This is a genomic window from Shewanella sp. c952, assembly GCF_019654975.1.
GTDB lineage: Bacteria > Pseudomonadota > Gammaproteobacteria > Enterobacterales > Shewanellaceae > Shewanella.
On sequence record NZ_BPEW01000010.1, the window covers coordinates 121,728 to 133,496 of the forward strand.

The window sequence follows — 11,769 nt, forward strand, 5'->3', positions numbered from 1 at the left end:
GCTTTCGTCATATTCTTGACGTCAAATCAGTTTTTTACTCTTTTAAATCTGTTACTTAGCTAACAAACACCAGCATACAGGTTAAATAGAGCTTAGTCGAATACTTGCTTAGCACAAGTCGTCTTTTAAAGAGTGATTAACAATGATGTGTCTGAATTTTAAGCATAAAAAAGAGGCGTTAGCCTCTTTAATAATTGATATTTACCAGAAATAGTTAGCGTAATTCAGCGGGTACCGCAAATACGGTATCTTCTAGTCGCCCTTCCACTTCGGTAATAACACTAGGTGCCATATCAGCAATAGCATCTACCACCTGCTTGACTAGCACCTCTGGTGCAGACGCGCCAGCAGTGACCGCAACGCGCTGAACGCCGTTGAACCAAGTTGGATCAACATCATCAGCATTGTCTACCAAATATGAGTTAGTGCCCTTCTTTTGTGCTAACTCGCGCAAACGATTAGAGTTTGAACTGTTCTTGGAACCAACAACGATAAACAACTCCACTTCTTCGGCAACATTGCGTACAGCATCTTGGCGATTTTGTGTGGCATAGCAAATATCGTCTTTACGCGGCCCTTCAATAGCAGGGTACTTCTGTTGCAATGAAGCTATTACATCGGCAGTATCATCCATTGATAGCGTCGTTTGAGTCACAAAGCATAAGTTGTCTGGATCTTTAACTTTAAGCTTAGCCACATCATCTGGAGACTCGACCAAATGAACTCCGCCTTCAGGGTTGTCATACTGCCCCATCGTCCCTTCTACTTCAGGATGACCGGCGTGACCAATCAAAATACATTCAATACCTTTACGGCTAGCACGTGTCACCTGTAAATGCACTTTTGTCACCAGTGGGCAAGTAGCGTCAAATACTTTTAAGCCACGTGTTTTAGCTTCTGCACGTACTGCTTGAGACACACCGTGGGCACTAAAAATAACAATACTTTCATCAGGTACTTGATCTAACTCTTCAACAAACACTGCCCCACGATCTTTTAGGTTCTGTACTACGTAGCGGTTATGAACCACTTCATGTCGAACATAGATAGGCGGAGAAAAAAGCTCTAATGCACGCTCTACAATACTGATAGCACGGTCAACACCAGCGCAAAAACCTCGAGGGTTTGCTAAAAGAATTTTCATAATTACAGTACCTGTACCACTTCAAGCTCAAATGTTAATACTTGACTTGCCAAGGGATGGTTGAGATCGATAGTCACAGAGTCGCCAACAACATCACGTACCATTCCAGGCACTTCACTGCCGCCAGGGCCTGCAAAACTAACAATCACACCAGGCTCAAGCGTCATATCCGCGGGGAAACGACTCTTATCCATATGATGCACAGCATCTGGATTAGATTCACCAAAAGTATCACCAGGCTGCAGGGTAAAGCTGTGTTTGTCACCTTCTTTAAGGTTAACAATTTCAGCCTCAAATGCAGGGCTCAAGCTTTCATCGCCAACATTAAATCGTGCAGGCTTACCACCTGAACGGGTACTTTCAGCTGTAGATCCATCTTCAAGTACGATATTCATGTGGCATAAAATTGAATGGTTATCTGACATTGATATCACTCCTTTATATCATCTGATTTTTTGACATCTTTATCCGATACAAAAGAATCTAAAATAATCAATCCCGCACCGACACAGATTGCTGAGTCAGCAATGTTAAAGGCAGGGAAATGGCTGGTGTTCCAATAAAAATCTAAAAAGTCGACCACAAAACCATGCTGCAGTCGATCAACTAAATTACCTAACGCCCCGCCAATAACTAAGGTATAGGCTAGGTTTAGTCGCCACATTTTGCTCGGTTGCTGACGCAACCAAACCGACAGTAAAATACTGAAACCGACCGCGACGAAGGTAAATAACCAACGCTGCCAACCGCCTGCATCACTTAAAAAACTAAATGCAGCGCCATAGTTACGCACGTAGGTAAAATTAAAAAACGGTAGTAAATCTACCGATTCTCCTAACTGAAAACCAGACAATACCCACTGCTTAGACAGTTGGTCGGCGATAAACACCAACACAACTATCCAATACCAACGTAGGCCACTGTCTTTCCAAGAAGTGGGCATTACGGATCCTTTATGCAAACTGGCGAGTTTCGCCTTCACCTTCAATGTTAGTCACACAGCGAGTACACAGTGTTGGATGCGAAGCGACTTGGCCTACATCTTCTCTGTGATGCCAGCAGCGCTCACACTTCTCAGCTTCAGACTTTTTAAGCCCAAGCTTTAGCGATGCAAGTTCAGTTTCAATCGCATCAACTGGCGCTTCACTTAGTGCTACAACCTCTGTTTGAGAAGTTAACAGTACAAAGCGTAACTCATCACCAAGAGTGCTTAGTGCAGCAGACAATGCTTCATCAGCGAACAGAGTAATTTCAGCTTCTAGTGAACCACCGATCTGCTTTTCACGGCGAGCATTCTCAATCACTTTGTTAACTTCTGCGCGAACTGCTAGTAATTGATCCCAATATTCGTCACTAAGATCAGAATCAAGAGTGACCGATTGTAGGCCTTCGTACCAAGTTTCGGTAAAGACAAACTCTCCACGCTCACCAGGAAGAAGCTTCCAAATTTCATCTGCAGTAAAGCTTAATACTGGCGCAATCCAACGCACCATAGCTTCAGAGATAAGGTACAGTGCAGATTGACAACTACGACGAGCATTGCTGTCATCTTTTGCGGTGTACTGTCTGTCTTTAATGATATCGAGGTAGAAGCTACCAAGTTCAACTGAGCAGAACTGCATCAACTTCTGTGTAACCAAGTGGAAGTTGTATTGATCGTAAGCTTCAACTAACTCTTGTTGCAGCGCAGCGGCGCGGCGAACAACCCAACGATCCAGTGCAACCATATCTTCAACGGCAACCATATCAGTCTCAGGGTTAAAACCGTTGATGTTCGCAAGCAAGAATCGAGCAGTGTTACGAATACGACGATAAGCATCAGCACTACGCTTTAGAATTTCGTCAGAAACCGTCATTTCGCCGCTGTAATCTGTTGCAGCAACCCACAAACGTAAAATGTCAGCACCCAGCTTGTTAGTGACGTGCTGCGGTGCAATCACGTTACCAACAGACTTAGACATCTTGCGGCCTTTACCGTCAACGGTAAAACCATGAGTCAATACTTGCTTGTATGGCGCTTTGCCATTCATCGCCGTAGAGATCATCAGCGATGACATAAACCAACCACGATGCTGATCGCTACCTTCAAGGTAAAGATCAACTTCATGACCATTGAATTCAGGACGTGAAGCAACTACTGACGAGAAGGTCGAACCGGAGTCATACCAAACATCTAAAGTGTCAGTCACTTTACGGTACTGTTCAGCTTCATCACCTAACAGCTCTGCGGCATCTAGATCCCACCAAGCTTGAATACCTTCTTGCTCGATACGGTTAGCTACACGCTCCATCAGTGACACACTATCTGGGTGCAGTTCTTCGGTTTCACGATGTACAAACAGAGTAATTGGAACACCCCAAGTACGTTGACGAGAGATACACCAGTCAGGGCGGTTCTCAACCATCTTTTCGATACGGCTCTGTCCCCAGTCAGGGATCCACTGTGTTTTCTCAATCTCGCTCAGCGCTTGTGTACGCAAGCCTTTTTGATCCATTGAGATAAACCACTGCGGCGTCGCACGGAAAATAATTGGCGTTTTATGACGCCAGCAATGCGGGTAGCTATGGTTAATAGCAACATGGTTAAGCAGCGCGCCTTTCTCTTCCAATAGCGCGACAACGCTCTTGTTAGCTTTAAATACATGTTGACCGGCAAATATTTCAGTATCTGCTTTATAAACGCCATTATCGCCAACAGGGTTAGCAACCTCTAAGCCATATTTTTGACCGACGACGAAATCGTCTTGACCATGGCCAGGAGCGGTATGCACCACACCAGTACCAGAGTCGACCGTAACATGCTCACCAAGAATGACTGGCACATCAAAATCATAGAATGGGTGGTTAAAACGCAGTAGCTCAAGCTCGCTGCCCAACACGTTAGCGAGTACTTTGTGCGACTCGGCACCAAAACGCTCAACACAAGATTCAACTAACTCTTGTGCTAAAACTAACGCTTGAGTTTGGCCGTCTTTAACCATCTCAACCAAGGTGTAATCTAACTGTCCCGCAACCGACAATGCACGGTTAGCAGGCAGTGTCCAAGGCGTAGTGGTCCAGATAACCATTGAGATAGGATGCGCGTACTCAGTTAAACCAAATTTAGCTAACAGCGCAGGCTTATCAACAACGGTAAATGCCACGTCGATTGCTGGAGACATTTTGTCTTCGTATTCAACCTCAGCTTCAGCTAACGCTGAACCACAGTCAGTACACCAATGCACTGGCTTAACACCTTTGTGCAAGTGACCGCTGTCGATTACTTTCGATAGTGAACGAACGATATTAGCTTCAGTGTTGTAATCCATCGTTAGGTAAGGGTTTTGCCAATCAGCAAATACACCTAAGCGGATAAAGTCATCGCGCTGACCGTCGACTTGCTTAGCAGCATATTCACGGCACTTTTGACGGAACTCAGAAGCGGTAACCTTATGACCCGGCTTACCCACTTTCTGCTCAACCTTCAACTCGATAGGCAGACCATGACAATCCCAGCCTGGAATGTACGGCGCGTCAAAGCCAGACATGGTCTTTGACTTAATAATAATATCTTTAAGAATTTTATTAACTGAGTGGCCAATATGGATATCACCGTTTGCATATGGAGGACCATCATGCAAAATAAACGGTTTGCTATCTTTACGGCTTTCACGGATCTGTTGGTACAGTCCTTTCTCGTTCCAGGACTTCAACATCTCTGGCTCACGATTAGCCAAGTTACCACGCATCGGAAACTCTGTTTCCGGCAAATTCAAAGTAGATTTATAGTCGCTCATTAACCCTTTACCGTTTTGTTAGCTAAGCTATTAGCCTGCATCGCTGCCAAGCAAAGCTTTCGCTCTGTCAGCATCATTTTTAATTTGTTTTTTCAGCGCATCTAGTGATCCAAATGGCTGCTCGTCTCTAATCTTTGCCACCAACTCAACTTCAACAGCCTTACCATAAAGGTCACCATCAAAATCAAATAAATGGACTTCTAACTGACATACTTGGCCATTAACTGTTGGTCTAAAACCGACGTTAGCTACGCCTTCATATATATCACTATTGTCCCAATAAAGCTTAACGGCAAACACACCTCTTACAGGGGTAACTTTGCGCTTTAATGCGATATTAGCGGTGGGAAAACCAATGGTTCGCCCAATTTTCTGGCCATGCGCGACCTTGCCACTCAGGATAAATGGGTGTCCAAGCAAGCGTCTTGCTTGTTCCATATTGCCATCTGCAAGTAGTCGTCTGACTTCTGTAGAGCTAACGCGTTTATCGCCAAGGACGAAACTTTGTGTACTCACTACCGCAAAGCCGAACTTCTCTCCCGCTTTGCGCAGCATATTGAAGTTACCTTGACGCTGCTTGCCAAAGCAAAAATCATCACCTACCACTAAATACTTTACACCAAGAGCTTTGACCAGTAACTGCTCAACAAAATCTTCAGCGGTATAGTCGGCAAACTTCTTATTGAAGTTTATACAGAGCATTCTCTCAATTGATAACTCGTCAAGCAACATTACTTTATCGCGTAATAAGCTTAATCGTGCTGGTGCATTCTCACCGCGAAAAAACTCTTGTGGCTGCGGCTCAAATGTCATGACAACCCCAGGTAAGTCTAAATGCTTTGCCTTCTCTACTAGCCGATTAATCACTTCAGCATGGCCACGATGGACTCCGTCAAAGTTGCCTATTGTTAATACGCAACCATGATGCTGAGGTAAAATATTATGAATACCGCGGATCAATTCCATTATCTTACACGACACATGAGAGTAAATGGGCGGATTATATACCAGCTAGCCTTTATAATCAGCACTCAAACTGCAGCTTTCATCTTCCAAGGACGAATTCCCAACAAAACTAAGCAAATAAAGTAGCAAATTGCTGCAATTGCAATCAACTTAACCAATTCAACACCACGCTCAGGCAACGAAAACGCTAACCAAGCAGCAATAGTCGGTTGCAAATAGTAAATGACAGCCACCATAACAAGCCCAGCAATGAATGTCTTAACCGCAAAAATAACCGTCGATGTACTCAATCGGTATACATTAGCTTTATGCAACCCTCGGTATAATAAGCACGCATTTAACAGTGCTGACATCGATGTCGCAATAGCCAAACCGACATAACCAAAAGGAATAGCAAATATAAGGTTGAAAACCATATTACTCACCATCGCAATAATGCCATAACGCACTGGTGTTTTAGTATCTTGGCGTGAGTAATAACCTGGCGCCAAAATCTTAATTAACATAAAACTAAGCAAACCGCTGCCGTATGCCATTAAGCTATATGAAGCCATTTCTACATCTTCATAGGTAAACGCACCGCGCATAAACAGCACCATCAACATTGGTTTAGCCAGCATAATCAAGCCACACATTGCAGGCAGCCCAAGTAAGATGATCGCTTTTACTCCCCAATCCATTGTTTGTGAAAAAGCTTGGCTTTCGGCATTTACATGACGTTTTGACAACGCAGGTAAGATGACCGTCGCAATCGCTATACCAAACAGGCCAAGCGGAAATTCAAGTAACCTATCTGAGTAATAAAGCCAACTAATGGAGCCCGTCATTAAGAAACTGGCGATAAAGGTATCGAATAACAAGTTGATTTGTGACACAGAAACACCGAATAGCGCAGGGATCATTAATGTTCTAATTTTGGTGACTCCTGGATGGCTCCACCCCCAACTTGGTTTTACTATCGCTTTTTCTCGTAACAAAAACGGAATTTGAAACAAAAACTGGATCAAACCTCCAAAAAATACACCCCACGCTAAGCCGATTTCAGGCTGCTGTAGATTAGGTGCTAAAAATAGGGCTGCGGTAATAATGGCAATATTAAGGAAAACAGGTGTAAACGCAGAGACAGCAAAACGTCCGCGCGTGTTCAATATTGAACCAGCCAAAGCAGTAAAAGTTATAAACCAAAGATAAGGAAAGGTTATTTTTAGCATTAAAGAAGCGAGTTCAAACTTTTCTCCGCCGGGCGCATCGTTTAGCCAAGCAAGAAACCAGCCTCCGCCAAACAAGGCCGCTAACACTGGAGAAGCTATTACGCCAAATAAAGTGACCACACTAACGAGTACGCCAAGAGTGCCGGCCACTTTACCAAGCAGATCTCTTATCTCTTCATCACTGTTTTTTTCTTGATACTCAGTTAATACCGGCACAAATGCTTGCGCAAATGCACCTTCAGCAAAAAGGCGCCTTAAAAAATTGGGTATTTTGTTAGCAAAAAAGAATACATCTGCACTGCTGCCAGCGCCCATAAGATTCGCAATAACCACATCTCGAACCAAACCTAAAACGCGCGAAATTAGTGTCATAGCACTGACAATCATGCCAGATCGAAATAGCTTTCTGCTCAAAACGTCCCCTGCTCTTGTTGTTAGAGCTAAAATACTTAGGCGATATCGCGCACAAAATAGCGCTTGCCTCTATTGTCTCAAAGCAATACCTGCTAGAATTGCGCACCATATTACACGAGTTAGGTTGAAGATAGCCAAGCTGGTTGGATTATTTTGAGTTAATCGAACTGATTCAATCATTGTCATTGACAAAGTGACATAAATAGGGCATATTCCTCGACCTTAAAAATACCAAACCCAGTTTTAGGAGTTGCACCTTGGCTAATAGCAAGTCTGCAAAGAAGCGCGCGCTTCAGTCTGAGAAGCGTCGTCAGCACAACGCAAGCCGTAGTTCAATGCTACGTACTTACGTAAAGAAAGTAATCGCTGCAATTAATGCAGGTGATCACGAATCAGCTACTGCTGCTTTCGTAACAGCACAACCAATTGTTGACCGTATGGCGACTAAAGGTCTTATTCATAAGAATAAGGCTGCTCGTTATAAGTCACGCTTGAATGCTAAAATCAAAGCACTTGCTGCTTAAGTTTTAGTTTAAAGTAATTAAAAACCGGCCTCGGCCGGTTTTTTTATATCTGTAATTTGAGCCCGAGCAGTGGCAGAGCGTTAGCTTACAAATTTCAGACAAAAAAATAGAGAGGATATCCTCTCTATTTTCACAATTATTGAAACGTTAGCGTTAAAAGAAAGCCTAAACTTGGCTTTCATCTTTTTAATACTATTACGCTACCGTTTGTAAGCTTTCGCTGTAAATATTATTAAGTAGCTTAATAATCTCAGCGACTTCATCACTTTTTAACGAGTAATATACTGTTTGAGCTTCTTTACGAGTTTCAACTAAATTGTCTTTACGTAACCACGCAAGGTGCTGCGAAAGCGCTGACTGGCTTAATCCCAATTTCTTGTTCATTTCACCAACGCACATCTCCCCTTCATTAAGAAGATAGCACAAGATAAACAGACGACGTTCATTAGCCATCGCCTTCAACAATACAACGGCATGGTCTGCTCGTTGCTGCATTAATTCTATATTCATTACGAGCTATTTCTCCTAAAACAAACCGACGGCCTAATATAGCGTTGCCTTACAGATATAGTCGGGACATGAAGCACACTTTTTGCTAGATTGTTTTCAAAAATGGGACATAAGTAATAAAAACAAAGGAAACTCATGAAAAGTATCTATCTCAAAATAACTGCTGCTGTCTTTTTGTTCAGTTTGATTGGTTGCCAAACTCAAAAAATGAATAGCCAAAATGAGACGATTGCCAAGCAACTTCAACAGCAAGCATTAAGCTCAAATCTTGCTTACGAACTCGTCGAGTCATTAACTGTTGAAGTTGGGCCCAGACTCGCTGGCAGTGATAAAGATCTTATTGCAGTGCAATGGGCAGAGTCTAAACTTAACTCTCTTGGTTTTGATAAAGTCTATAAAGAAGCAGTACAGGTGCCCGTATGGCACCGAGGAGACGCTAAAGCTTCTATCGTAGCCCCTTACCCCCAACCACTTGTCATCACTGCTCTAGGCGGCAGCGTCTCAACACCTGAAAATGGTGTTGAGGCGAGTATCATTCGTTTCGACAGCTTAGCGGCTCTAAAACTTGCAGAACCTGCAGAGGTACAGGGAAAAATAGTCTTTATCGATCACATTACTGAGCGCCATATTACTGGAAAAGGGTATGGTAAAAGTGTCGGCGGTCGCTCTAGAGGTGCTGTGGCGGCAGCAGAAAAAGGCGCTGTAGCCGTCATGATCCGCTCTATTGGCACCGATCATGACCGTATGGCTCATACAGGCATGATGAGATATAAAGAGGGCGTAACTAAAATCCCAGCAGCTGCAATGTCTAGTCCTGATGCCGATTTGATCAACGCGATGTTAAAGCGTGATAACAATATTACGGTTAATTTGCAGCTTTCATCTCAAAACCAAGGCTTTGCCACTTCTTATAACGTAATCGCTGAAGTGACCGGCTCCAGCAAACCTGAAGAGATAGTGTTAATTGGTGCTCATCTAGATTCTTGGGATGAAGGCACGGGCGCCATCGATGATGGTGCTGGTGTAGGTATTGTCACTGCCGCAGGAAAGCTAATTCAAGATCTCGCCACAAAGCCCGCTAGAACGATAAGAGTTGTATTATATGCGGCAGAAGAGGTTGGGCTCGTCGGTGGTAAAGCTTATGCAAAAGCACACCAAGCTGAGCTAGATAATCATTATATTGCCGCAGAGTCTGATTTTGGTGCTGGCCTAATCTATCAAGTTGATTTTAGAGCAAGTGAAAGCGCCTACCCGCAACTATTAGCCCTTTCAGCACCAATGACTAACAATGGCGTTGTTTTGGGCACTAATAAAGCCTCAGGTGGCCCAGATGTCTCTATGCTACCTTCACAGGGGGTTCCGGTTGCTTCATTAAGACAAGATGGCACAGATTACTTCGACTACCACCACACACCAAATGATACTTTAGACAAAATTGAACCCGCTGCGCTTAAGCAAAATGTTGCAGCCTATGCCCAGTTTGCTTACTTAATGGCACAGTCAACCATCGATTTACGTCCCATTGTGGCTAAATAGCCAACGTTGAATAACGGGGTAAACAAGTGCAAACAAAAAGCAGCCATGAGGCTGTAATGCCGATAATTTAGCGGTTAATTGATCGGTTGACCGATCCTTATAAGATGGCAAAATCCGAGTGTTTTTAAACACTCGGATTTTTTATGGACGTATCTCAAGCACTTAATATCATCAATGATTGGAAGCCGAATAATATTGCAACGTTGGCTGACTTACTTCCTCTAGAGCTTATTGATGAAGCCTATTCTCTGACTGACACTGTGACCATGCGTAAACGCAAGTTAACTTTGGAATCCATGGTATGGTTACTCGTTGGTATGGCTATTTATAATGATAAGTCCATGAAAGACCTTGTTAATCAACTTGATATTGTTGATAGAACAGGGAAAGCCTTTGTCGCACCAAGTGCATTAACTCAACGCCGCAAAACACTTGGTCAGGCAGCAATGAAGGCCGTATTTCAACGAATGACTTCGTCTTGGCTAGCCAGCGCTCATTTGCCTTATTGGAATGGGTTAATGCTCTTGGGAGTTGATGGTGTGGTTTGGCGAGCCCCAGATAGCCCAAAGAATAATGAAGCATTTTCACGTCAAAAAAATACGCAATATCCGCAAGTAAGAATGGTTTGTCTGATGGAATTAAGCAGTCACCTGATCACAGGAAGTGCTTTTGATGACTATAACGTCAATGAAATGATACTTGCGGAGCAATTGATAGAAACCACGCCTAATCATAGTGTCACCATGTTCGACAAAGGATTTTACTCGCTAGGTCTTCTGCATAAATGGCAGCAAAGCGGTACTGAAAGACACTGGCTTATTCCGCTAAAAAAGAACGTCCAATATGAAGTTGTCCAATCACGAGGGCGTAATGATAAATTGGTGCTACTACATAGCAATCCAAGAGCGAGAAAGCTCTGGCCTGAGTTACCTGAAACGATTCAAGCACGCCTTGTTACACGTAAAATAAAAGGTAAAACCTATGAGGTGTTAACCTCAATGCTTGATGCCATGAGATTTCCAACAGCCGATATAACAGGGCTGTACGAGCATCGTTGGGAAATAGAGCTAGGTTATCGTGAGCAGAAGCAATACATGTTAGGTAGCCGTCTTACCTTACGCAGTCGTTTACCTGAATTAGTTAAACAAGAGCTATGGGGTATCTTACTGTCATACAATTTAATCCGTTACCAAATGGTTGAATTAAGCTTTAGTTTGAAGGGAAATTATCTGCCATATCAACTCAGTTTTAAGGGCACACTTGCACGAATAACAGCATTACTAGTTGGGCTTCCGTACTCCACTCCAGGCGCAATACCTCGGCAATTAAAAGGGTTTCACAATATGGCTGAAAGCTTAATTTTAGAGGGGCGCAGAGAAAGAACTTTCCCCAGAACAGTAAAACCTAGGCCTCAAAGGTATGCCAAAAATAAAAATGCCGTTCACCTTAAGTGAACGGCATTAGCCATGAGGCTGCTTTTTTAATATTAACAGGGGCTGTTGACCTTTCACGGTTGTTTTTGCCGCAGTTTATTGGCTATTTTGACAAGGCGGAGGCTATGTCGTTTAGTCATTCTCCACAAATAACCTACAACACAGTCAAAATAGCCAAGAAGCGCGGCCCTTCGGGTTCGTTTCAATTCTTTTATTCTTTTATGACAAGAGTGCGTTACGAGCTTTTCGCTTAGC

General features: G+C 43.4%; 10 protein-coding genes. 3 read left to right on the plus strand and 7 right to left on the minus strand.

Going from position 1 to position 11,769, the window contains the following annotated elements; genetic code table 11:
- Positions 1–214 precede the first annotated feature (214 nt).
- From ispH to murJ, 6 genes are all read right to left on the minus strand, one after another.
- On the minus strand, positions 215–1,144 hold the full coding sequence (gene ispH, locus K5R16_RS09600; RefSeq protein WP_220737342.1) for a 4-hydroxy-3-methylbut-2-enyl diphosphate reductase: 930 nt from the start codon (positions 1,142–1,144) through the stop codon (positions 215–217).
- Positions 1,145–1,146: 2 nt separating this feature from the next.
- Positions 1,147–1,569 (minus strand): FKBP-type peptidyl-prolyl cis-trans isomerase, encoded by a 423-nt coding sequence (gene fkpB / locus K5R16_RS09605; RefSeq protein ID WP_220737343.1) that lies wholly within the window; start codon positions 1,567–1,569, stop codon positions 1,147–1,149.
- A 5-nt stretch (positions 1,570–1,574) separates the two neighbouring features.
- Positions 1,575–2,087, minus strand: a complete 513-nt coding sequence (gene lspA, locus K5R16_RS09610; protein ID WP_220737344.1) for a signal peptidase II — start codon at positions 2,085–2,087, stop codon at positions 1,575–1,577.
- A 10-nt stretch (positions 2,088–2,097) separates the two neighbouring features.
- Positions 2,098–4,920 carry an isoleucine--tRNA ligase gene (gene ileS, locus K5R16_RS09615; RefSeq protein ID WP_220737345.1) on the minus strand — a complete coding sequence of 941 codons (2,823 nt, stop codon included), beginning with the start codon at positions 4,918–4,920 and terminating at the stop codon, positions 2,098–2,100.
- Positions 4,921–4,950: 30 nt separating this feature from the next.
- Positions 4,951–5,886, minus strand: coding sequence for a bifunctional riboflavin kinase/FAD synthetase (gene ribF, locus K5R16_RS09620; protein ID WP_220737346.1), 936 nt, complete (start codon positions 5,884–5,886; stop codon positions 4,951–4,953).
- A gap of 65 nt (positions 5,887–5,951) precedes the next feature.
- Positions 5,952–7,511, minus strand: coding sequence for a murein biosynthesis integral membrane protein MurJ (murJ, locus tag K5R16_RS09625; RefSeq protein ID WP_220737347.1), 1,560 nt, complete (start codon positions 7,509–7,511; stop codon positions 5,952–5,954).
- A gap of 257 nt (positions 7,512–7,768) precedes the next feature.
- Between murJ and rpsT the strand changes: the two genes are divergently transcribed.
- Complete coding sequence (gene rpsT / locus K5R16_RS09630; RefSeq protein ID WP_020913759.1) at positions 7,769–8,035, plus strand: 30S ribosomal protein S20; 267 nt, start codon at positions 7,769–7,771, stop codon at positions 8,033–8,035.
- Between the two features lie 195 nt (positions 8,036–8,230).
- On the opposite strand, the gene K5R16_RS09635 is transcribed toward rpsT, so the two are convergent.
- A complete protein-coding gene (locus tag K5R16_RS09635; protein ID WP_020913760.1) occupies positions 8,231–8,545 on the minus strand; it encodes a metalloregulator ArsR/SmtB family transcription factor in 315 nt (104 codons plus the stop codon).
- 135 nt (positions 8,546–8,680) lie between these two features.
- On the opposite strand from K5R16_RS09635, the gene K5R16_RS09640 reads away from it, so the two are divergent.
- Positions 8,681–10,081: a M28 family peptidase gene (locus K5R16_RS09640; protein WP_220737348.1), complete on the plus strand. Its 1,401-nt coding sequence runs from the start codon at positions 8,681–8,683 to the stop codon at positions 10,079–10,081.
- Between the two features lie 143 nt (positions 10,082–10,224).
- Complete coding sequence (locus K5R16_RS09645; RefSeq protein WP_220737349.1) at positions 10,225–11,535, plus strand: IS4 family transposase; 1,311 nt, start codon at positions 10,225–10,227, stop codon at positions 11,533–11,535.
- Positions 11,536–11,769: the final 234 nt, after the last annotated feature.